18 protein-coding genes are annotated in these 23,195 nt (G+C 66.3%); 2 read left to right on the top strand and 16 right to left on the bottom strand.

All coding sequences use genetic code 11. The annotated features are described in order from the left end of the window. Window positions 1-186: 186 nt before the first annotated feature. The 3 genes from FBZ89_RS08515 to FBZ89_RS08505 form a co-directional block, all read right to left on the bottom strand. On the bottom strand, window positions 187-546 hold the full coding sequence (locus tag FBZ89_RS08515) for a GcrA family cell cycle regulator (RefSeq protein ID WP_004272076.1): 360 nt from the start codon (window positions 544-546) through the stop codon (window positions 187-189). A 410-nt stretch (window positions 547-956) separates the two neighbouring features. Continuing rightward, a complete protein-coding gene (locus FBZ89_RS08510) occupies window positions 957-2,408 on the bottom strand; it encodes an NADP-dependent isocitrate dehydrogenase (protein WP_145749589.1) in 1,452 nt (483 codons plus the stop codon). Between the two features lie 201 nt (window positions 2,409-2,609). Beyond that, complete coding sequence (locus tag FBZ89_RS08505; protein WP_145749588.1) at window positions 2,610-3,803, bottom strand: vWA domain-containing protein; 1,194 nt, start codon at window positions 3,801-3,803, stop codon at window positions 2,610-2,612. A gap of 261 nt (window positions 3,804-4,064) precedes the next feature. Between FBZ89_RS08505 and FBZ89_RS08500 the strand changes: the two genes are divergently transcribed. Beyond that, window positions 4,065-5,372 carry an ABC transporter substrate-binding protein gene (locus FBZ89_RS08500; protein ID WP_145749587.1) on the top strand — a complete coding sequence of 436 codons (1,308 nt, stop codon included), beginning with the start codon at window positions 4,065-4,067 and terminating at the stop codon, window positions 5,370-5,372. 62 nt (window positions 5,373-5,434) lie between these two features. On the opposite strand, the gene FBZ89_RS08495 is transcribed toward FBZ89_RS08500, so the two are convergent. The 7 genes from FBZ89_RS08495 to FBZ89_RS08465 form a co-directional block, all read right to left on the bottom strand. Continuing rightward, on the bottom strand, window positions 5,435-6,913 hold the full coding sequence (locus FBZ89_RS08495) for a methyl-accepting chemotaxis protein (protein WP_145749586.1): 1,479 nt from the start codon (window positions 6,911-6,913) through the stop codon (window positions 5,435-5,437). Between the two features lie 136 nt (window positions 6,914-7,049). Continuing rightward, window positions 7,050-8,720, bottom strand: coding sequence for a methyl-accepting chemotaxis protein (locus tag FBZ89_RS08490; protein WP_246172093.1), 1,671 nt, complete (start codon window positions 8,718-8,720; stop codon window positions 7,050-7,052). A 396-nt stretch (window positions 8,721-9,116) separates the two neighbouring features. After that, on the bottom strand, window positions 9,117-9,704 hold the full coding sequence (locus FBZ89_RS08485) for a hypothetical protein (RefSeq protein ID WP_145749584.1): 588 nt from the start codon (window positions 9,702-9,704) through the stop codon (window positions 9,117-9,119). A gap of 203 nt (window positions 9,705-9,907) precedes the next feature. Next, entirely contained in the window at window positions 9,908-10,645 is a 738-nt protein-coding gene (locus tag FBZ89_RS08480) for a hypothetical protein (protein ID WP_145749583.1), read from the bottom strand. Window positions 10,646-10,683: 38 nt separating this feature from the next. Then, window positions 10,684-11,529, bottom strand: coding sequence for an AAA family ATPase (locus FBZ89_RS08475; protein ID WP_145749582.1), 846 nt, complete (start codon window positions 11,527-11,529; stop codon window positions 10,684-10,686). 115 nt (window positions 11,530-11,644) lie between these two features. Further along, on the bottom strand, window positions 11,645-14,317 hold the full coding sequence (gene alaS / locus FBZ89_RS08470; protein WP_145749581.1) for an alanine--tRNA ligase: 2,673 nt from the start codon (window positions 14,315-14,317) through the stop codon (window positions 11,645-11,647). Between the two features lie 164 nt (window positions 14,318-14,481). Next, the gene (locus FBZ89_RS08465) at window positions 14,482-15,513 is read right to left on the bottom strand and encodes a hypothetical protein (protein WP_145749580.1); all 1,032 of its coding nucleotides are present in this window, start codon (window positions 15,511-15,513) and stop codon (window positions 14,482-14,484) included. Between the two features lie 146 nt (window positions 15,514-15,659). On the opposite strand from FBZ89_RS08465, the gene FBZ89_RS08460 reads away from it, so the two are divergent. Further along, window positions 15,660-16,151 carry a DUF2867 domain-containing protein gene (locus FBZ89_RS08460; protein ID WP_145749579.1) on the top strand — a complete coding sequence of 164 codons (492 nt, stop codon included), beginning with the start codon at window positions 15,660-15,662 and terminating at the stop codon, window positions 16,149-16,151. 4 nt (window positions 16,152-16,155) lie between these two features. Here FBZ89_RS08460 and FBZ89_RS08455 read toward each other — a convergent pair whose 3' ends face one another. The 6 genes from FBZ89_RS08455 to fliQ form a co-directional block, all read right to left on the bottom strand. After that, window positions 16,156-16,677 carry a DUF2380 domain-containing protein gene (locus tag FBZ89_RS08455; protein ID WP_145749578.1) on the bottom strand — a complete coding sequence of 174 codons (522 nt, stop codon included), beginning with the start codon at window positions 16,675-16,677 and terminating at the stop codon, window positions 16,156-16,158. Between the two features lie 232 nt (window positions 16,678-16,909). After that, window positions 16,910-17,986, bottom strand: coding sequence for a recombinase RecA (recA, locus tag FBZ89_RS08450; RefSeq protein WP_088871290.1), 1,077 nt, complete (start codon window positions 17,984-17,986; stop codon window positions 16,910-16,912). Window positions 17,987-18,379: 393 nt separating this feature from the next. After that, a complete protein-coding gene (locus FBZ89_RS31175) occupies window positions 18,380-20,899 on the bottom strand; it encodes a hybrid sensor histidine kinase/response regulator (protein WP_145749577.1) in 2,520 nt (839 codons plus the stop codon). A gap of 116 nt (window positions 20,900-21,015) precedes the next feature. After that, window positions 21,016-22,098, bottom strand: a complete 1,083-nt coding sequence (flhB, locus tag FBZ89_RS08440; protein WP_145749576.1) for a flagellar biosynthesis protein FlhB — start codon at window positions 22,096-22,098, stop codon at window positions 21,016-21,018. Window positions 22,099-22,111: 13 nt separating this feature from the next. After that, window positions 22,112-22,873 (bottom strand): flagellar biosynthetic protein FliR, encoded by a 762-nt coding sequence (gene fliR, locus FBZ89_RS08435; protein WP_145749575.1) that lies wholly within the window; start codon window positions 22,871-22,873, stop codon window positions 22,112-22,114. Beyond that, on the bottom strand, window positions 22,873-23,151 hold the full coding sequence (gene fliQ, locus FBZ89_RS08430; protein ID WP_145749574.1) for a flagellar biosynthesis protein FliQ: 279 nt from the start codon (window positions 23,149-23,151) through the stop codon (window positions 22,873-22,875). The genes fliR and fliQ overlap by 1 nt, the downstream gene beginning before the upstream one ends. Between the last annotated feature and the right edge of the window lie 44 nt (window positions 23,152-23,195).

The raw sequence follows: 23,195 nt of genomic DNA, 5'->3' as shown, positions 1-23,195 counted from the left end.
TTCCAATGTGACAGAGACGCCGGGCGGCACCACCGCCCGGCGTTTTGTTTGTCCGGAAGGCTGTTGTCATCGACGGCCGTGGTGGTGCCGGTCTATCGTCGCGGCGAATTTCCCGAACCTTAGCCCCAAATACGAAACCCCCGCCGTCGCCGGCGGGGGTCGCTTAATTCCGTATGCGAAACAGCCTCAGGCCATGACCAGCTTGCGCTCGTCATCCCGCTTCTTGGCGGGCTGGTAGGCCATCTGCGCGTGCTCACGGCAGTAGGGCATGCCGGGCAGCGAGGGGCAGCCGCAGAAATGGAAATCGGCGTGCTTGGGGTCGCCCACCGGCCATTTGCACATGCGCTCGTTCAGCGACAGGATGGTGGCACCCCGCGTGGGCTTCTTCTTGATGGGCGACGGCCGGCCCGACAGGCCCAGCCGGTGCGCCTTGCCGATCACCGCGTTCCGGGTCACGTTGCCCAACAGATCGGCGATCTCGCTGGCGCTCATGCCCTGGCCCCACAGCTGGCGCAGGCGCTCGATACGCTCGTCAGTCCAACTCATCGACGCTTTTTCTTCTTCCATCGAAGCCCTCGCTCCTTAGCCCCCGAGATCGGCGGGCGCGCAAAAACATGCCGTCACCGCCGAGCGTCCCGCTCCAGCAGTCGATACCGGGAAATTCCCACCAACAAGATTTGGTATCGAGATGCCTGTGACACTACCAAACTTGCCAAAGCCTGAACAGGTGATTCCGACTCGTTTTTTGACCGCGGATACAGAATCCACGCCGAAGATCCGCAGGCAGCCTAGGGAAAGCCGCCACCCCTCTCCTTTGTGGGTATATCCCAGGCATGGCCACTATTCCTAGCGGGCCCACTCTCGTTCATCCCCTATTAAAGGGGAGTTAAGAGGGAACGGGCGCCCCAAAATGGCGACGGGCATGGGAACGCTCCCATGCCCGCCACCTAACGCACTTACTGACCGGCGGCGGCCGAGAAGCCGTTGGCGCCGTCGAAGGTGTAGAGGTTGGAACTCTGGACGAAATCCAGCCCTTCCTTGGCGACACGGGCCAGCAGTTCGGCCACCTGGCCGTGCTTCAGCTCATCGGCGCCATCGGCCATGACGCGGCAGCGCCAGTGGTCGGTGCAGAAGGTTTCCGGCGCGCCGTCCGGCCACACCTTCTGGCCACGGTTGGACACCATCACCAGCTTCAGGCCGGCGGGGAGCAGCGGCTGGAACAGCGCGGCCATGTCGTCGCCGTTGCCGCCCTTGCGCTCCAGGAACACGTCCACGCCCACCAGCTTCTTGGCCTGGGCCGGGGCGCCCTTCAGGGCGATGCCGCTGAAGCTGCTGGCGACGCCGGCCGGGTAGCTGGCGGGCACCAGGGTGGCCGGGCGGTCGCCCAGGCGATCGACCAGATTGGCGGCGAAATCGCGGGTGCCGATGCGGGCCTTGCTGACGCCGCGCTTGAAGATATCGACGGTGTGGATGCCGTCCTCGATCATCTTCAGCCAGGCGTTATGGATGCGCTCGGCCGCTTCCGACTGGCCGATGTGGACCAGCATCATGACCGAGGCCAGCAGCAAGCCCGACGGGTTGGCGATGCCCTTGCCGGCGATGGTGGGGGCGGAACCGTGGATGGCCTCGAACATGGCGCACTGGTCACCGATGTTGGAGGAGCCGGCCAGGCCGACCGAGCCGGTGATCTGGGCGGCGATATCGGAAATGATGTCGCCGTACAGGTTCAGGGTGACGATGACGTCGAAGTGCTCCGGCGTGTCTGCCAGACGGGCGGCGCCGATGTCGACGATCATGCTCTCCGCCTCGATGTCCGGGTACTCGGCGGCGATCTCATCGAAGACCCGATGGAACAGGCCATCGGAGATCTTCATGATGTTGTCCTTCACGAAGGCCGTCACCTTGCGGCGATGGTTGGCCCGCGCGTATTCGAAGGCGTAGCGGATGATCTTTTCCGACCCGGGGCGGGAGATCAGCTTCACCGCCTGGGTCACGTCCTGCGTCTGGCGGTATTCGATGCCGGCGTACAGGTCTTCCTCATTCTCACGCACGATGACCACGTCCATGGACGGGTGCTTGGTGGCGACGAAGGGGGAGTAGGAGACGCAGGGGCGGATGTTGGCGTACAGGCCCAAGGCGCCGCGGATGGTCACGTTCAGCGACTTGTAGCCGCCGCCCTGCGGGGTGGTGATGGGGGCCTTCAGGAACACCTTGGTGCGGCGCAGGCTTTCCCAGGCGCTGGGCTCCATGCCGTTCATGATGCCGCGGCGATAGACGCTCTCGCCGATCTGGATTTCCTCATACTCGAGGTTGGCGCCGCTGGCGGCCAACACCTCGAGGGTAGCGTCCATGATCTCGGGGCCGATACCGTCGCCGCGCGCGATGGTGATCTTGGTCGGAGAATTCATCTTCTCTTTCATCCTTGGCACTGGCGCCTTTCCCCAACCATCGGGGGACATGGCGCGGTTCGGGAGGAGCTCCCGCGTCCTGGGTTCAAAAGTTTTGAGCCCGCGCGGACACTATGCCGGGATGCACCGCGCGGCAACTGTGCTTTGGGCGCCCCTGCCCCCCTGCACTTGCGGGGGCGGGCGCCAAGAAACGTTAATAAATCAATGGCTAAGTTCCCGCATGCCCGCCTCCAGCCCCTGCAGGGTCAGGGGATACATGCGGCCCTCCATCAAATTTTTAATCAGGCCGACGCTGGCGGTGTAGGGCCAATAGCCTTCGCTGACCGGGTTCAGCCAGATGGCGCGGCGGTAGACGTCCAGCAGACGCCGCAGCCACACCTGCCCCGCCTCCTGGTTCCAGTGCTCCACCGCCCCGCCGGCGTGGGTGATCTCATAGGGGCTCATGCTGGCGTCGCCCACGAAGATCAGCTTGTAGTCCGCCGGATAGGTGTGCAGCACGTCGAAGGTCGACATCTGTTCCGTCCGCCGGCGGCGGTTGTCTTTCCACACGCCCTCATAGACACAGTTGTGGAAGTAGAAATACTCCAGGTGCTTGAACTCCCCCTTGGCGGCGGAGAACAGCTCCTCGCACAGGCGGATGTGGTCGTCCATGGAACCGCCCACGTCCAGGAACAGCAGCACCTTGACCGCGTTGTGCCGTTCGGGGCGCAGCTTCAGGTCCAGGTGGCCGGCGTTGGCCGCCGTGGCGCGGATGGTGTCGGGCAGGTCCAACACCTCGGCGGCGCCGGTTCGGGCGAACTTGCGCAGGCGGCGCAGCGCCACCTTGATGTTGCGGGTGCCCAGCTCCACCGTGTCATCCAGGTTGCGGAACTCGCGCCGGTCCCAGACCTTCACGGCGCGGCGGTGGCGGCTGCCCTCCTGCCCGATGCGCACGCCCTCGGGATTGTAGCCATGGGCGCCGAAGGGCGAGGTGCCGGCCGTGCCGATCCACTTGGACCCGCCCTGGTGGCGGCTGTGCTGCTCCTTCAGGCGCTGGGCCAATGTCTCCATCAGCTTTTCCCAGCCGCCCAGGGCCTGGATTTGCGCCTTCTCCTCCTCCGTCAGGTGCCGCTCGGCCAGCTTGCGCAGCCATTCCTCGGGCAGCGCGCGCGCGGCGACATCGCCACCGTCACCGCCCGCGGCCGCCTCCAGCCCCTTGAAGACCTGGCCGAAGACGACGTCGAAACGGTCCAGGTTGCGCTCATCCTTCACCAGGATGGTGCGGGACAGGTGGTAGAAGTCCTCCACGCTGTAGCCGGCGACATGCGCCGACATGGCCTCCATCAGGGCCAGATACTCCCGCAGGGTCACGGGAATGCGGGCCTGGCGCAGTTGGAAGAAGAAGGTGCTGAACATGGGTGCAGTCTACGCGACGCCGGGCTTGAGGGCCAGGGGCGCCGGGCCTGGGGCGCCGGGCGGCCTAATTCCACCTGGATTTCCATGTAGGATTGGCGGCGCCCGTACCGTATAGGTAGCATCCCTTCCCCGGCCTCGCGCTCCGGCCCCAGGTCGCCGTCTACCAGATCGCCGTCTAAAAGTTCCCCGCCCAAAGGCCTGCCCAAGGTTATCCAGCATGATATCGACATGGCATAGGACAGGCGGGGCGGGGGCCGTTGGATGGTAGCGGTCACGCGCCGGCAAGGCCGGGGGCCGGATGGCGCCGCGGGCCTTCTTCTCTGTCTGGTCCTGGTCCTTTGCCTGGCATGCCCGGCACAGGCCGGCCACCTGACCATCGACATGATGGTTGGCAGCCGGGACAAGCACACCGCCTGGGCCGCCCTGCTGGACCACTTCGCCGCCGCCAACCCGGACATCCAGATCACCCACCGCGAAGTGCCCATGGACCTCTACTGGCAGCGGGTCGGCGCCAAGGCCGGCGGGCCCGACGCCCCGGATGTCGCGTTCTGGGATTCGGGCAAGGCGCTGCGTGACGGCTGTGCCCAGCGGGTGGTGGCGCCCCTGCCCCCGGATCTGACCCGGCTGGTGCGCGACCGGTTCAGCCCGCCGGCCGTCGACGCCGTCACCGTGGGCGCGAAGGTCGTGGCCGTGCCCCTGTCGACCTACCCCTGGGGCTTCTTTTACCGCAAATCCCTGTTCCGGCGCCTGAGCCTGACGCCGCCCCGGACCTGGGAGGATCTGCTGGCCGTGGCGGCGCGCCTGAAGGCCGCGGGGGTCACGCCCTTCGCCTATGGCGCGCAGGAAAACTGGCCGCTGTTCGCCTGGTTCGACTACCTGGACCTGCGCCTGAACGGGTTGGACTTCCATCGCCGCCTGCTGGCGGGACACATCCCCTTCACCGACCCGGCCGCGCGCGCGGTGATGGCGCGGTGGAAGCTGCTGCTGGACCGGGGTTACTTCCACGCGCCCCAGCCGGCGGACAGCTGGCGCGATACCCTGCCCTACTTCTATCGCCAGCAGGTGGGCATGCTGTTGCTGGGCGGGTTCGCCGCCATGCACTTCTCCCCCCTGGTGCGCGATGATGTGGGCTTCATCCCCTTCCCCACGCTGACCCCCGGCATGCCCCGCTATGAGGACGCGCCGCAGGATGTGCTGGTGGTGGCACCCCGGGCGGCCGCGCGGCCGGAGGTTCAGCGCTTCGTGCATTTCCTGGCGGAGACGGTGGAACTGGACCGTTTCAACAGCGATCTCGCCATGGTGTCGCCGCTGCGCGACAGGCAGGGGGACACGGCGCCCGCGCCGGCGGGCGCCGGCACCTTCTTCGAGGATGCCGGGCGGCAGGTGCTGGAGGATGCGGCCGGATTCGCCGCCTACTTCGACCGCGACGCCACCACGCCGCTAACCGCGGCCGCTGGCGGCGTCTTCCGCCGCTTCATGGCCCCGCCACACGATATCGACGCGGCCCTGGCGGAGCTGGAACGCGCGAGAACGGCGGCGACGGGAGTGGTGCAGCCGGGCGGGCACTGAGGTCGCCAAGGACGCGGCCACCTCAAGGCCGCGCCGCCGGCATCCAGACTCCGAGCCTGTCCTCAGCGCACAAGCACCTGGGCCGCCTCCTTGGTTTTGTCCACGGCGGCGGCGACCTGACCGATGGCGGCGGAGATGGCCGTGACGTTGGTCGTCACCGTGGAGACGGCGCTGGAGGCGCTGTGCATGTTGGTGGACATGCTGCGCGTGACGGCGCTCTGCTCCTCCACGGCGGCGGCCGTTCCGGACACATGCTCGCGCACGGTGGAAACGGCGTCGCGGATGGCGTTCAGGGCGCTGGCGACCTCGGCGGACGTGGACTGTATCCCTTCGATTTCACCCGAAATCTGCTCGGTGGCCTTGGCCGACTGGTTAGCCAGGTTCTTGACCTCGCTGGCCACGACGGCAAAGCCCTTGCCCGCCTCGCCGGCACGGGCCGCCTCAATGGTGGCGTTCAGGGCCAGCAGGTTGATCTGGCCGGCGATGTTGTTAATCAGCCCGACGATGCCGTTCATGGCCTGGGCCGCCGTCGCCAGCCGGTCGGTGCTTTCACCCACCTGCACGGTGCGGTCGAACGCGCTGTCGGTCGCGGTCCGGGCACGCGACATGCTCTGCGAGATCTCGGCGATGGAGGCCGCGAGCTCCTCGGCGCTGGCCGCCACCATCTGCACGCTGTTGGCGGTGCTCCCCGCCGCCGCGCCGGCCGACGAGGCCTCGCGCGTCGACTGGCCGATCGCGCTTTCAATCTCACCGAAGTTCTGGTCGATCAGGACCTTCAGGTTGTCCAGGAGGTTGACCTGGGCCGTCACGTCCACGGCGAATTTCACAACCTTCGTCACCTGGCCCTTTTCATCGAAGATCGGGTTGTAGGCGCCCTCGATCCAAACGGTCTTGCCGGACTTGGAGACGCGCTTGAACTGCGCGGCCTTGAACTCGCCACGTTTCAGCGATTCCCAGAACTGGCGGTATTCCGCCGTGGCGCCGTAGTCGCGGTCGACGAACATCTGGTGGTGCTTGCCCACCACCTCCTCCAGGCGATAGCCCATGACGGTCAGGAAATTGTCGTTGGCCTTGGTGATGATGCCGTCGGTGGTGAATTCGATGACGGCCTGCGACCGCCGGATGGCGGCGATCTGCCCGGCGTAATCCAGGTTCTCCAGCCGCTCCTTGGCGTCGGCCCATTCGACCACGAAGCCGATGCGGCGGCCGCCCTCGCTCAGGGGCGTGACCAGCAGGTCGAACTGATGGCTGGCCACCTTGATGGTGGCGGCGTGGGGCTTGGCCAGCTTGGCCAGCATGCCCCGCTGGTGCGCCGGGTTCTTATGGAAGATGTCGATGTTGCTGCCGACCAGGCGGTCCACGTTCAGACGCGGCAATTCCTTGCGCAGATCGTGCTCTACGTCGCGCAGCAGGGCGACCACGGAAGGATTCACGTAGACGATATTGAGATCCTCGTCCGCCACCATCACCTTGGCGCGCAGCGCGCCGAGCGCCGAAATCTGACGGTTGATGGCATCATTGTTTTTAGAAAATCCGAACATTTTTTCTCTGCTTTCCTGCTATGCCGTCGTGTTCCCGCTCGAGAAGTCCGGCATCGTGATAGTTCATGCGCCCGGGCGGGCCGCGTTCATTCAAGAACGCCTCCCACCCTGGCCCTGGTCCAAGTCATTCCCCGCCTCACGCGGCGCGGATCTCCCGCAGGAAGGTATCGACCTGCTGCTTCAGCAGTTCGCCGTTCTTGCTGAGATCGTTGGCCGCCGTGTGCACCTCCCCGGCGGCCCCCCCGGTCTCCTGCGCCGCGTCGCTGACGCGCGAGATGGTCTGGCTGACGTCGCTGGTCCCCTGGGCCGCCTGCTGGACGTTGCGCGTGATCTCGTTGGTGGTGGCGGCCTGCTCCTCCACCGCCGAGGCGATGGTGGTGGCGGCCTGGTCCACCTGGCTGATGATCTCCACGATGCCCTGGATGGATTTGGCCGAGGTTTCGGTCGCCGCCTGCATGCCGGCGATCTGCGCCCGGATTTCCTCCGTGGCCTGGGCCGTCTGGGTGGCCAGGGACTTGACCTCGGACGCGACGATGGCGAAGCCCTTGCCGGCGTCGCCGGCGCGGGCCGCCTCGATGGTGGCGTTCAGGGCCAAGAGATTGGTGCGGCTGGCGATGTCGTTGATCAGGGTCACCACCTCGCCGATGCGCTGGGCCGACTGCATCAGGCCCTGCACCTCCTCGTTGGTCCGCCCCGCCTGGCCGACGGCGCTGGAGATCATCTGGCTGGACCGCGTGACCTGCAGGGTGATTTCCTGGATGGAGGCGGACAGTTCCTCCGTCGCCGCCGCCACCGTCTGCACATTCTGCGTCGCCTGCAGGGAGGCGGCGGCAACGGTGCCCGCCTCACGCGCCACATGGCCGGATGAGGAATTCAAGGTCTGCGCCGTGGCCAGCAATTCCGTGGCCTGGGCCGTCACGCCGTTGACGATGCCACCCACCCGGCTTTCGAAGGCGCCAGCCAGGTCCAGCATCGCCTGCCGGCGCTCCTTCTCCGCACGCTGTTTCAGCGCCTCCTGCTCCGACCGCAGCCGGTCCGCCTCGATCATGTTGTCTTTGAACACGCCCACGGCCTGGGCCATGCCGCCAATCTCATCCTGGCGCTCGCGGGCCGGAATCTCGACCCGGGTGTCGCCGTCCGCCAGGCGCTTCATCACGCCGGTCATGGTTACGATGGGCGAGGCCACCAACCGGGTCAGGCCCCAAGCCAGGATGACCGCCAGCAGAATGGACAGGCCACTGCTGCCCAGCGCCACCGTCGTGGCCGTCGTGAGCGCGTCGGCCTGGATCGTCGCCCGCTGCGCCAGCAGGTCGCGCTCCACCTTGTCGATCTCCGCCACCTTGGCGCGAATGGGGTCCATGTGCACCTTGCCGATGCCGCTGGCCGCCAGCTTGCGCGCCTGCTCGATGGTTTCCGGCTTCGCCATCAGCCCGATTTCCTGGTTGGCCACCTCCTGTAGCCAGGACTGCTCCAACCGGCGCAGCTCATCCAGGCGCGCCTGCTGCGCGGGGTTGTCCGCGGTCAGGGACTTGACCTCCGCAAAGGCTGCCTCGAACGCCGCCTGGCCTTTCTGGTACGGCTCCAGGAACTTGGCGTCGGCGCCGATCAGATAGCCGCGCAGGCCCGATTCCCGATCGACCATGGCCGCCATGGTATGGCCAAGCCGTTCCAGCACCTTGTAGGTATGGTCGGACCATTGCGTCGTGTCGCGAATGGTGGACAGCGCCCGGTAATTGATACCCGAAGCGATCAAGGTGATGGCGACTATGATCGTGAAAGCGGCCGCCAGCTTCCGCCCGACTTTCATGCTGGATAGGAAGTTCATCATTTCGAGCCTGAGGAGTTAATATCTTAGGCCGGATGATCACCTAAGCGGCATTAACAAAGTGCTAACAGCCCACATCAGGCAAAGTACATCAAACATATCCCAAAGCATAGCATGAGGAATCCGCGCCAGCAAATTGAGAAGATATCTGAAATGACGAACACAATATTACCATCTTATACTTCGCAACATACAATAGTAAATTATGCAACCGATTGCATATCGTGAGTAAACGGGCGCAGATGCGCATAATAAAAAATTGCATATTGGATAAATTGGCCGCCTGAAAGTCTCACCGCATCGAAGCGGGGCACGGCGCGCTCAAGCTTCCGCACCGCGCTGGGGACAGCATCGTCACCCGGCGCACAGCCCTAGCTTTCAGGGGCTCTGCGTGTCCGCCCCGGGACGCAGCAGACGGGCCATGCGCGCGGGTGACGGTTCCGTGGGGTCGCGATAGGCGCGGTGCAGGGCCGCGACCGGGCGGTAAGCGCTTGCGGCCAAGCTCTGGCCAATGACGATCAGCCGGGCTACGGCGGCGGTCCGCATCCGATCCCCCCGCACCGCCAAGTCAGCGGGCAGGCCCGCCAGCAAGGCACCGGCATAGTGGGTATAAAGCCCCAGATCGCGCGCCTCGGCCAAGCCATCGAAGGCCAGCGGCCCCCAGGCGGTGTCGCGCACGGGCCCGGCCGCGACGGGCATTTCAGGGGCAGGCGCCGACTTGCGCGTCCACAGCGCCTGGTATCCCGCCGCGCAGGCGGCCGTGGGCACCGGCGTGGGGTGCGCCGGCATCAGGCCCAGCATGCGGGCGAAGGGGGGAAGCCGGCCCACCATCGGGGCGGCGTTCACCGCGTCGGCGCACACCATCTCCAGCCCCAGGCCGGCTCCGGCGTGGGCCACCTGCGGCACCGCCGCCAGCCCGCCCACCACCACCGCCACCATCCACCGCCGCATGATACCGGCACCCATGACCGCAACCCTTCGCACACTGTTGAGATGTCAACAGTGTTAGCGCAAACGCCGTCGGATGTGCTGTGATGAATGTTGCAGTGCACACAAGCGATGACGCGATGGGTCCGGGACTTCGGACGGAGATGCTTGATTTCCTTGACCTCACCCCTTCAACCTGAGACCGACGCTGGGGAGGTTTGGTTTAAATGCAAGCGTCGCGTTTAGGAAGGTTCAGATGCCAACTGCGGCGACATGGACGCTGCCGCCGCCTTCTTAACTTTCCGCTCCGCCGCTTTGGCAAGCAGCTCCTTATCCAGATAAAGAACTTGCGCCTTTCTCACGCCCGTCATTTCATGGACATGCAGCAAGGTAATTCTGAGCAAACGACCTTCATCAAAATTGTGACTCTTTAATTTCTCCCCTAGAGAAACTCGCATGATTGGAATTTTCTTAGAAGAAGAATAGTAAGCGAACTCCAATTTCCCAATTTCACACAAGTTCAAGAAATTTCCATCAAATGAAAGATCTTCGAGAATAATTTTAATGTCTATATAAGTATCCGCAATAGGGCCTTTCTTAATAAACACAGACAATGCGTTTTCGTGCTCCCCCAGCCAAATGATTAACCCACCGGCAACAAAATAGGGAATTAGCCGGCCACATAAAACAACAAGACAGGTAAATGCAGATATGAGTATGATGGCCGGCGCAATATCCGTCAAAATAATACTTGGCGAACTCGCGCCATTTCCAATTAAATTGATCATGATTTCAAATACATATTTAGGAAAAATCGCACAAACCGCGACGACAGAACACAAAAGAAATATTCCAACCTGAAGAAGCACCTTGCCGGAAAGACGCTCCATAAAACAAATCTCACGGAATGGATCATAACTGGCCGTCAAGCCAATCATTTCCTTTATATCCGCGTGAACTCCACCATTCTCTGTGCTCATGCGCTCTCCCAATTTAGAACATCATTACCCTGGGCAGCTTAGTCCCGCTCCCGCCGCGCCAGGAAGGCCAGGCGCTCGAACAGATGCACGTCCTGCTCGTTCTTCAGCAGGGCGCCGTGCAGCGGCGGGATGGATTTCTTCGGGTCGCGCTGGCGCAGCACCGCCGGATCGATATCCTCGATCATCAGCAGCTTGATCCAGTCCAGCAGTTCGGAGGTGGAGGGCTTCTTCTTCAGGCCCGGCACCTCGCGCACCTCATAGAACAGGGTCAGGGCGTCGCGCAGCAGGTCCTGCTTCAGATTGGGGAAGTGCACATCGACGATGCGGGCCATGGTCTCCGCATCGGGGAAGCGGATGTAATGGAAGAAGCAGCGGCGCAGGAAGGCGTCCGGCAACTCCTTCTCGTTGTTGGAGGTAATGATGACCACCGGCCGCTGCCGCGCCTTGATGGTCTGCCCCGTCTCGTAGACGAAGAATTCCATGCGGTCGAGTTCCTGCAACAGGTCGTTGGGGAACTCGATGTCCGCCTTGTCGATCTCATCGATCAGCAGCACCGGGGCCACGTCGGCCTCGAACGCCTCCCACAGCTTGCCCTTGCGGATGTAGTTGGCGATGTCGTTGACGCGGGAGTCGCCCAGCTGGCCGTCGCGCAGGCGGCTGACGGCGTCGTACTCGTACAGGCCCTGCTGCGCCTTGGTGGTGGACTTCACATGCCATTGCAGCAGCGGCCGCCCCAGGGCGTTCGCCACCTCCTGCGCCAGCACGGTCTTGCCCGTCCCCGGTTCCCCCTTCACCAGCAAGGGACGCTGCAAGGTGACGGCGGCGTTGACGGCGACCCGCAGGTCATCAGTCGCAACGTACGTGTCCGTCCCTTGGAATTTCATGTGCGTGTCCCTCAAGCGCCAGGCGGTCGCGTCCTAAGGTAAAGGGCGCGAGAGGATAGAGCCAGGAACAACATCGGCATGAAGTCGCCCCCACGCCGATGTGTTGTTTCGCATTTTAGCCGGCGATGGCCGCTTCGACCGCCGCCACGGCGGCGTCGGCCTTGTCGGGCTCGCTGCCGCCGGCCTGGGCCATGTCGGGGCGGCCGCCGCCGCCCTTGCCGCCCACGGCCGCCGCCGCGACCTTCACCAGGTCCACGGCGTTGAAGCGGCCGGTCAGGTCGGCGGTCACGCCGGCCACCAGGGTGACCTTGCCCTCACCCTTGGCCACCAGCAGGACGACGCCGCTGCCGATCTGGCCCTTGATCTCATCGGCCAGGGGCTTCAGGTCCTTGGCCTCGATGCCGTCCAGCACGCGGGCCGACAGCTTCACGCCGTTGATCACCTTCTCCGGCGTGGCGGTGGCACCGCCGCCCCCGCCCAGGGCCAGTTGGCGCTTCAGGTCGGCCACTTCCTTTTCCAGGCGGCGGCGCTCCTCCACCAGGGTGGCGACGCGGGCCGGCACCTCGGCGGCGGAAACCTTCAGCGCGCCGGCGGCGGCCAGCAGGCGGCCCTCCTGCCCTTCCAGGTACTCGAACGCGCCCCGGCCGGTCAGCGCCTCGATACGGCGCACGCCGGCGGAGACCGCGCCCTCCGACACGATCTTGAACAGGCCGATGTCACCGGTGCGGCGCACATGGGTACCGCCGCACAGCTCCACGGAGTACTGACGGTTCAGGCCTTCGTCCTGGCCGCCCATGCTGACGACGCGGACCTCATCGCCGTACTTCTCGCCGAACAGGGCCATGGCACCCTGCTCAATGGCCTCGGCCGGCGTCATCAGGCGGGTGACGACCTCGCTGTTGCCCAGGATACGGGCGTTCACCGCCGCCTCGACCACGCGCACGTCGTCGTCGGACAGCGGCGTCGGCTGGCTGATGTCGAAGCGCAGGCGCTCCGCCGACACCAGTGAGCCCTTCTGCGTGACATGCTCGCCCAGGCGCTGGCGCAGGGCCTCGTGCAGCAGGTGGGTGGCGGAGTGGTTGGCGCGGATGTCGCCGCGACGGCGGCCGTTGACGCGCAGTTCCACCAACCGGCCGGGCGCCAAGGCGCCGTGGGTGACGGTGCCGATGTGGGCGAAGACGGCGCCCAGCTTCTTCTGCGTGTCGCTGACAGCCACCTCGACGCCACCGCCATTTCCGGTTCCAGGGGCAAAAATCACGCCGCTGTCGCCCACCTGGCCGCCGGACTCGCCATAGAACGGCGTCTGGTTGACCAGGACGATGACATCCTGGCCGGCGGTCGCCTGGTCCAACTTGTTGCCCTGACGGTCCAGCACGGCCGTGACCTTGCCCTCGGCGTTCTCGGTGTCGTAGCCCAGGAATTCGGTGGCGCCCAGCTCATCCTTCAGCTCGAACCACACGCGCTCGGTCGCGGCCTCGCCGCTCCCGGCCCAGGCCTTGCGCGCCTCGGCCCGCTGGCGCTCCATGGCGGTGGTGAATCCATCGACCTCGACGGTGCGGTTGCGGCCGCGCAGCACGTCCTGCGTCAGGTCCAGGGGGAAGCCGTAGGTGTCATACAGCTTGAACGCCACCTCGCCCGGCAGGGGCTGGCCGGCGCCCAGCTTGTCCTCTTCCTCGTCCAGCAGCTTCAGGCCGCGGTCCAGCGTCTGCTTGAACCGGGTTTCCTCCAGCCGCAGGGTCTCGGTGATCAGGGCCTGGGCGCGCTGCAGCTCGGTGTAGTGGCCGCCCATCTCGCGCACCAGCGCCGGCACCAGGGTGTGCATCACCGGATCGCGGGCGCCGATCATATGGGCGTGGCGCATGGCGCGGCGCATGATGCGGCGCAGGACATAGCCGCGCCCCTCGTTCGCCGGCAGCACGCCGTCGGCGATCAGGAAGGAGGAGGCGCGCAAATGGTCGGCGATCACGCGGTGCGACACGGCGTGCGCGCCGTTGGGGTCGGAATTGGTGGCATCGGCCGACGCGACGATCAGGGCGCGCATCAGGTCGGTGTCGTAGTTGTCGTGCACGCCCTGCAGCACGGCCGCCAGACGCTCCAGCCCCATGCCGGTGTCGATGGAAGGCCGGGGCAAGGACACCCGCTCCTCCTTCGTCACCTGCTCATACTGCATGAACACCAGGTTCCAGATTTCGATGAAGCGGTCGCCGTCCTGCTCCGGGCTGCCGGGGGGACCGCCGGGGATACCCTCGCCATGGTCGTAAAAAATCTCGGAGCACGGGCCGCAGGGGCCGGTGTCGCCCATGGCCCAGAAATTGTCGGCCGTGGGAATGCGGATGATGCGGTCGTCCGACAGGCCGGCCACCTTCTTCCACAGACCGTGGGCCTCGTCATCGGTGTGGTAGACCGTGACCAGCAGCTTGTCCTTGGGCAGGGCGAAGGTCTTGGTGATCAGGTTCCAGGCCAGCTCGATAGCGTCGGCCTTGAAGTAATCGCCGAAGGAAAAGTTGCCCAGCATCTCGAAGAAGGTGTGGTGCCGGGCGGTGTAGCCCACATTCTCCAGGTCGTTGTGCTTGCCGCCGGCGCGCACGCACTTCTGCGAGGTGGTGGCGCGGGTGTAGGGCCGGACCTCGTTGCCGGTGAAGACGTTCTTGAACTGCACCATGCCGGCGTTGGTGAACATCAACGTCGGGTCGTTGCGCGGCACCAGCGGGCTGGACTCGACCTCCGTGTGGCCGTTCTTCACGAAGTAGTCCAGGAAAGCGGAGCGGATCTCGTTGGCGGTCTTCATCGGGCAACAGCCTTAAGCATGCGAAGGAACATCCCCGGGCGCGAAACACCGGGACAGGGTTTGTAGCGTGCGGATACGGGGGCTGTCCATGGGATGGGGGCGATGAAGCCCCGGGCGCGCGGCTTTTCACCGCTTTCCATTCCAGATGGAGCGCGACGGCCCCGTCAGACCAGCAGCAGGGTGTTGTTGGGCGTGGCGATGACCGTGGGTGCCGTGGGCACGGCGGGGGTGGTGCCGGCCGCCAGGTCCTGGTCGGCGGCATCCACCTGCTTGGCGGCGTCGGCGATGTCCCGGGCGCTGTGGTCGGCGTCCTGGGGATCGCCGGGCTTGCGCTTGCGCTCCAGGATGTTCTTGGCCTGGGCATAGACGCTGCGCGCCTGGTCCATCAGGGTGCGGACGTTGCCCATGAACTCCATGCGCTCTTTCCGCGCCGCCGTCTCCTCCTCCGTGCTGGGGACCTGGATGATGCCAGGCTTGTCGGTCTTGCCGTCGTTGGCCGCGGCCTGGGCGTCGCCCGTCTGCAGGGTGGCGTCGGCGCCGGCCCCCTTGACGGCTTGAGCCGTGGCGGCCTGGCCGCCCGCCTGTGGGTTGGACGGGTTCTGGGTACCGGCGGCGGTGGCCTGGATCTGGGCGGCGTCGCTGCCGGCGCCGGCGATGTCGGTGGTGGCGCCACCGGTGGCCGTCCCGCTGGCGCCCGAGGCGCCGGAGGAGTCGCCGCCGGTGCCGCCGACCGTGGCGCCGTTCTTCACGGCGCCGGCATACTCTTGCGCGGCGGAGCCCAGGGACTTGGCCACGTCCGCCGCCTCGCGCGCGATGCGGGCGGCGGCCTGCTTGTCGCCCATGGCGGCGGCCAGCTGGGCGCGCATGCGCAGGGCCTTCAGTTGGCGCTTGGCGTTGTCGACCTTGTCCTGGGCCGCCTTCTTGTCGTTGTCGGCGGATTTCTGCTTGATCTGCTTGTCCAGCTGGGTGGCGTCGGCCTGCAGCTTGGTCAGTTTTTTCAGGGTCTTTTCATCGACGAAGGCGCCGATGGCCCCGGCCGTATCGCCCTTCTGCAAGGCGGCGGCGACTTTTTCGGCGGTGGTTTTGGGAGCGTTGGCGGTGGACGCGCCACCGAACAGCGACGTCTGCTGCGTCACCGAGGAAGCCAGGCTTTGCGCCTGGGAATAGCCGTACGCGCCTGTGGTCGAAACCATCATCCGCCCCCCATTTTGGGTCCGTGGTCTTCGCATTCATGCGATCGGTGCGGATGATACGCTTTTGATCTCAGTTCTGCAATTAAGCGGCATTACGCCTTTGGGGGTGGCGGGGGTAGGATGGGGGCGGACCGTGAGGAGGCACCGCCATGACCGTCCAGGAAATCACCCCTGCGGCCGACACCTGGGCCCTGCTGCCCGGCGCCCAGTTCGCCGACGCCTTTCGCCTGATGCTGGCGCCTGACGGGACCGTCGTCGATGCCCCGGCCGCGGCCCAGCGCATGATGGGCACCTCCCCCGCCTGGGTGCGCCGGCTGATGGCCCTGCGCAACGCCATCGTGGCGCCCCTCGGCCTGAAGGCGCCCCGGCCGCCGGCAGGCTCTGAGTCCCCGCGCGCCGGCCACATCGGCATCTTCCCCATCCTCAGCAGCGGGCCGGACCGGGTGGTGCTGGGCATGGCGGACAAGCACCTGGATTTCCGCGCCGTGATCGACGTGCGCCAGGAAACGGGCAACTGCCAGGTCACCGCCACCACGGTGGTGCGCACCCACAACTGGCTGGGCCGAGCCTACCTCACCCTGATCATGCCCTTTCACCGCCAGGTGGTGCGCACCATGCTGAGTCAGGTGGTATCCCCGTAAGAGGTCAGGGGGCGGTGCCGTCCAGCGCCAAGCCGTCCAGTTCGCGGGCGATGAAGTGCGTCATGCGCCGCCAGGCCTCGTCATTGTCACCACGAAAGGACAGGAAGCGGTCCAGCAGCAGCCTGTTGGTCTGGACGTCCAGAACCTGGACCTTGGTGCTGAGCAGCAGGGTGCTGGTCTTGTGCACATCCCCCAGCACCAGCACCCGGGCGCCGGCCCGGCGGGCGGCCTCCGCCAAGGCGGCGGGATCGGCGGCACGGCAATCCATCCCGCCGCCCGCCCCGCCGCAGGCCAGGGACAGCACCCGATAGCGGCCGCCGCTCCCCAGCTCGGCCTTCAGGCCCTGGGTCAGTTCCGCCAGCCGGGCCGTGTGCGCCGCCTGCTGATCCCCCGCCTCACCCGAGGTGTCGACAAAGCCGAAGTCGGGGATGGCGATAGCCGTGGGCGCCGCCGCCCGGCCGATGGGGACCAACGCCAATGTGGCCAGCAGAACAATGAGTCCGACGCTTCCGAGACGCCCCGCCATCGCCGCCCTCCCTTTCCTCCGGCCCGCCCTCTGGCCCCGTCCTCTGGCCCCGTCCTCTGGGTGGGGTCAGGATAAGGCCGCGATCCCGGCAAATCGACGGCCCCTACCTCACCCAGACCTAAAGAATGAGAACAGGCGTGAAAAAGGCGGACCGTCACCGGCCCGCCTTTTTCATTCACATTCCTCAGGCGCGGTCAGGGCATTCGCCCTTTGTTTGGCCACGACGAAGGCATCACTCGGGGCTGTCGGCGTCGCCGTCGGCCTCGGGGGAACCCACCATCATGGCGCCGGCCACCAAGCCGGCGTTGGCGCGGACCTTTTCCTCGATGGCCTTGGCGATGGCCGGGTTGGTGCGCAGGAACTGCTTGGCGTTCTCGCGGCCCTGGCCGACGCGCTGCCCGTCGTAGGAAAACCAGGCGCCCGACTTCTCGACCACACCGGCCTGGATGCCCAGGTCGATCAGCTCACCCACCTTGGACACGCCCTCGCCGTACATGATGTCGAACTCGACCACGCGGAACGGCGGGGCCAGCTTGTTCTTCACCACCTTTACACGGGTCTGGTTGCCGACGACGTTGTCGCGGTCCTTGATGGCGCCGATGCGGCGGATGTCCAGGCGCACGGAGGCGTAGAACTTCAGCGCGTTACCGCCGGTCGTCGTCTCCGGATTGCCGAACATCACGCCGATCTTCAGGCGGATCTGGTTGATGAAGATGACCAGGCAGTTGGACTTGGAGATGGACGAGGTCAGCTTGCGCAGCGCCTGGCTCATCAGGCGGGCTTGCAGGCCGACGTGGCTGTCGCCCATCTCGCCTTCCAGTTCGGCCCGCGGCACCAGGGCCGCCACCGAGTCCACCACCAGCACGTCGATGGCGCCGGAGCGCACCAGCGTGTCCGTGATCTCCAGCGCCTGTTCACCGGCGTCGGGCTGGGAGACCAGCAGGTCGTCCACGTTCACGCCCAGCTTACGGGCATAAGACGGGTCCAGGGCATGCTCCGCGTCGACGAAGGCGCAGGTGCCGCCGCTCTTCTGCGCCTCCGCGATGGCATGCAGCGCCAGCGTGGTCTTGCCCGAGCTTTCCGGCCCGTAGATCTCGATGATGCGGCCGCGCGGCAGGCCGCCGATGCCCAGCGCGATATCCAGGCCCAGGGAGCCGGTGGAGATGGCATCCACCTCCATCGACGCCTCCTTGGCGCCGAGCTTCATGATGGAGCCCTTGCCGAACGCGCGTTCGATCTGGCCGAGAGCGGCGTCGAGGGCCTTTTGCTTATCCATGGGTGTTTCTACCAGACGAAGTGGTGCCGACATCTTGCTGTCCCCCTCTTGTCGCATACGGCCAACGGGCGTTCAACGGCTGTGGTGAGGGAGAACGTACATGGTCTGTTCTGGTCTGGAAAGAGGGTTTGTTGATCTTTTGTTCTTTTTTGTTCTTGTTATGATGCCCTCAGACGCCGGGCACCGGCGTCCGCCGGCATGGCTTCCTCGGTTTCCAGTCCACTTCGTTCCCCGGAAAGCTGCGGCGGCCCCGGTCGGGGCCTAATCACCGCGTTCCGGATTCGGTTTGTCTTTGAATGCCCTCAAGCGCCGGGCGCGGCCATCCGGCCGCTTGGCTTCCTCGCTCCGCCCTTCGGTGCTCGCTGCGGCGGCCCCGGTCGGGGCCTAGTGGCGCGCTCCGGATTCGCGCGCGGCCAGCCAAGGCCTTCAGCCGCCCGGGCGCGGGGCGCCTTCCATCACTTCCTTCACCTTGGCCGCCAACTGCTTCAGGCTGAAGGGCTTGGGCAGGAAGTCGACCACGGCGCCGTCCTTCAGCGAATGCCGGAAACGATCCTCGGCATAGCCGGAGATGAAGATGACCTTCACGTCGGGGCGGAATCGGCGCACCTGCTCGATCATGGTGGGGCCGTCCATCTGGGGCATGACCACATCGGTGACGATGAGGTCCACGTCGCCGCCCCGTTCCCCCTGCAGCAGGTCCAGCGCCTCCTCGCCGCTGCGGGCCTCCAGCACGGTGTAGCCCTTGTTGCGCAGGGCGCGGGCGCCGAAGACGCGCACGGCGTCCTCATCCTCCACCAGCAGCACGGTGCCCATGCCGGTAAGGTCGGCGGCGGCCTTGTCCTTGGACTCCTCCGCCGGGGCCGCCTGGGCCAGCGCCTTCTCGTCCAGGCGCGGCAGGTGGATGGAGAATTTGGCCCCCTCCCCCGGCTTGCTCTCCACGAACACGAAGCCGCCGGTCTGGCGCACGATGCCATAGACGGTGGACAGGCCCAGCCCCGTGCCCGACCCCACCTCCTTGGTGGAGAAGAAGGGCTCGAAGATGCGCTGCAGGTTTTCCGGCGGGATGCCGATGCCGGTGTCGATCACCTCCACCACCACCCAGTCGCCGGGCGGCATCTCCTCCGTCTCATGGCGGATGGGCTCGGTGGTGTGCAGGTTGCCGGTGACGATGGTCAGCCGCCCGCCCTTGGGCATGGCGTCGCGGGCGTTCACCACCAGGTTGATGATGACCTGTTCCAGCTGCCCCTGGTCCACCCGCACCAGGCCGGTGTCGCGGCCGTGCAGCATGCGCAGCTCGATGTTCTCGCCGATCAGGCGCCGCAGCAGGTTGGACAGTTCGGCCAGCACGTCGGTGATGCTCAGCACCCGGGGCTGCAGCGTCTGCTGGCGGGAGAAGGCCAGCAACTGGCGCACCAGGTTGGCGGCGCGGTTGGCGTTCTGCTTGATCTGCATGATGTCGCTGAACGACTGGTCGCCCGGCTTGTGCCGCAGCAGCAGCAGGTCGCAGAAGCCGATCATGGCCGTCAGCAGGTTGTTGAAGTCGTGCGCCACGCCGCCGGCAAGCTGTCCGATGGCCTGCATCTTCTGCGACTGGACGAACTGCGCCTCCAGGTTCTTCTGGGCGGTCATGTCCACCAGGTGCAGGATCAGGCCACGATCGCCGTCACCCTCGCCGTCGAAACGCCGGGAATAGACGTGCACCACGGCACCGGAGGCCCCGCGCAGCCGCGCCTCCACCGGCGTGCCCATGCCCCCGCCGGCGCCCGTCGGCGGCCGGCCCTCCAGCACCTCACCCAGGCGGGCCAGCAGGTTGGCGCGGTGTTCCGGCTGGAACAGGCTGGCGATGGGCTCGCCCTGCACATCGCCCAGCCGCAGGTCGGCCATGGTGAGGAAGGTGGGGTTGCACTCCGCCAGGCGGAATTCCCCGTCCACGAAGGCGAAGCCGGTGGGCGCGAACTGGAAGAAGCGCTGGAAGCGCTGCTCCGCCCGGCGCAGCTCCTCCTCCCGCGCCGTCTCGCGGGTGAGGTCGCCCAGGAAGATCAGGCTGCCGCCGGACGACGACGCCACGTGCAGCACGCTGGCGCGCAAGGGGGCCGCGCGGGCTGCCGCCAGTTCCACCTCCGCCATGCCGGCCAGGCGCCCGGGAAACAGCTCCCCCAATGGCGGCGTGGCCAGCAGGTCGCGCAGGTGGCGGCTGCCATCCTCCAGCAGGTCGCGGGTATGGCCCAGCCAGTCGGCCAGCGTCAGGTTCACACGCAACAGGGTGCCGGCGCCATCGACCAGCATGACGCCCAGGGGCGCCAGGTCCCACAGCTCGCGCCAGGGATGGCTGCCCGCCACCGGGATGGCGCCGCCGCTGCGCACCCGCCACTCCGACAAGCCGGCCTGGCCCGCGGCGGCCAGGGGCCGCGCCACCACCAGGCGCGGCGCCGGCCGTGCCACGCCGCCCGCTTGGCCGGACGCGTCATCGACGACCACGACGAAGGCCTCGCCCCCCTCGCCCCGGCGCACGGCCTCCTCCAGGTCGCGCAGGCGCTGGGTGTCGGCCCCCTCCCGGCAGTGGTGGGCCAGGATATCGACCACCCGCGTCGCGTCGGCGGCATTGGCCAGGGCCGTGAACGCGCCGTTGGCCGCCAGCAGGCGCCCATCCGCCCCCGCCACGGCCAGGGCGTCGGGCACCGCCTCCACCACCGCGCGCAGCACGGCCAGCTGGCGATACCAACGCCCGCCCATCAGCGCCATTGGCACGAAGACCGCCGCGGCGGCCAGTGCGACCACTGAAGAGAGCGGATGGTCCATTACGCCCCACGACACGGCTGCGGCCAGGAATAATGCGGCCACTGCCAACGGTGCTCCAACCACCAGCGCCACGCCCGCCCCGCCGGCCAGGCTTTCCGGCGGCGTCGCGGACGGGGCGGAGGACGGGCGGGAGGGGGAAGCGGCCACCGGCAGGCACCTCGGGATCGGGGGCCCCGATCCTACCAGCACCGGCCGCGCGGGACGAGATGCCAAGAACGAAATAAAACGGGGGCGCCGGGACCCTTCCGACAGAGCGCTTTAGGTCAGCGCTTGGGAAATGTCTTCTTCTTCAACTTGAAGACATAGGAAATGACCTGGGCCACGGCCTTGTAATGCTCCGCCGGGATTTCGTCGTCCACCTCGGCGGTGGCGTACAGGGCGCGGGCCAGCGGCGGGTTGGGCACCAGGGGGATGCCGTGCTCCTCCGCCATCTCACGGATGCGGGCGGCGATGAAGTCCACGCCCTTGGCCACCACCATGGGCGCGGTCATGGTCAGCGGGTCGTACTTCAGCGCGATGGCGTAGTGGGTGGGGTTGGTCACCACCACGTCGGCCTTGGGCACGTTTTCCATCATGCGGCTGCGGGCGCGTTGGATGCGCAGGGCGCGGATCTTGCCCTTGATCAGCGGGTCGCCTTCCGTCTGCTTATGCTCGTCCTTCACTTCCTGCTTGGTCATGCGCATGTCGCGCATGAACTTCCAGCGCTGATACCACCAGTCGGCGCCGGCCAGCAGGCCCAGGGCGATCAGCACACGGAAGATCAGGCCCACCGCCTGGCTCTTGGTCTCCGCCACCAGGCCCATCAGCGGCAGGCCGATGAAATGGTCCACCGCATGGCCCAGGGGGATGAGGCCCGGCAGCACGATGACCGACACCACCGTCAGCTTGATGACGGACTTGGCGAATTCGAGCAGGTTGCTGACCTTGAACTTGTTCAGCAGGTTGGTGACGGGGTTGAAACGGTTGAGGTCGAAGCTCAACACCCGTTCGGCGCTGAAGACGAAACCCACCTGCAGGACGGAGCCGAGGAAGGCCGCGACCACCAGCAGGGCGAAGGGCACCGACATGGCGACGGCCACCTGGCCCAGCAACTCGGTCAGCAGGTGGCCCAGGCCCCCCCTGTCCACCGGCATGGTCTCCGGCCGTTCTATGAAGGGGACCAGCACGGTGTGGATGCGCCCGAACGTCCAGGGCAGCACGGCCACCACCATCACCAGGATGGCGCCCAGCATGAAGAGGTGTGGCACCTCCTGCGACTTGGGGATGTTGCCCTTGTCCCGGGCCTCGGACAACCGTTTGCCCGTGGGATCTTCCGTTTTGGAATCTGGATCCTGGTCTTCCGACATGGCTCCCTTCCCCTTACGACGACAGGAAGGGCATCATCTGCCCCTGGAAGGCGCGCAGCCAATAGACCATCAGCCCCGACAGGCTGCCTCCCAGTAGCACCAGGCCCAGGGCGATCTGCAGCGGCTGGGTCACGAAGAACACCTGGATGGACGGCACCAGCCGCGCCACCAGGCCCATGCCCAGGAAGAACAGCAGGCCGATGACGACGAAGGGCGCCGACATCTGCAGGCCGATCATGAAGCTTTCCGAGAAGATGCGCGTCAGATGCTCGGTGAAGTCGCCCAGCGGCATGGCCCCGCCGGGCGGGAACAGGCCATAGCTGCGCACCGCCGCCAGGATCAGCATGTGGTGCATGTCGGTGGCGAACAGCAGCAGGATGCCCAGGATGCCCAGAATGGAGTTCACCACCGTCGTCTGCTGCGACATGGCGGGGTTGAAGGCCTGGGCGGAGCTGAGGCCCACATGGTTGGCGATCAGGCTGCCCGCCGTTTCCAGGGCGCCCATCATGGTGCGGGCGATGGTGCCGATGAAGATGCCGATCAGCGCCTCGCCGATGATCAGCACAGCCATGTCGGCGGGCTGCGCCGGCTCCGGCGGCAGGGTGGCGCCCACAGCCGGCGTCACCGCCAGCGCGACCATGACGCCGAACAAGAGGCGGATGCGGGTGGAGACGAAGGTTTCGCCCACGGTGGGCATGATCAGGAAGGCCGCGCCCAGCCGCACGAACACCATGAGGTAGGTGTAGAACTGGCTGACGAGGAAGGTCTGCAACATCACTCGTTGCCCGTTCCGACCCCGACGATCTTATCCATGATGCTTTCGGTGAAGGTCACCATGTGGTGCATCATGAAGGGCGCCAGGAACACCAGGGCCACGAACATGGCGATGATCTTGGGCACGAAGGTCAGCGTCTGTTCCTGGATCTGGGTCAGCGCCTGGAACAGCGAGACGGCCAAGCCCACCACCATGGACACGGCCATGATGGGCCCGCTGACGATGATGACCGTCAGCAGCGACTGGCGCACGATCTCGATGATTTCCTGTTCGTTCATGCGCGAGTCCACAGACGCGAAAGGGGCGGCGGAGGCCCCGTCGG

This window comes from Nitrospirillum amazonense, assembly GCF_007828045.1.
GTDB classification, from domain to species: Bacteria; Pseudomonadota; Alphaproteobacteria; order Azospirillales; family Azospirillaceae; genus Nitrospirillum; species Nitrospirillum amazonense_C.
This window is presented reverse-complemented; position numbering and strand designations above follow the sequence as displayed.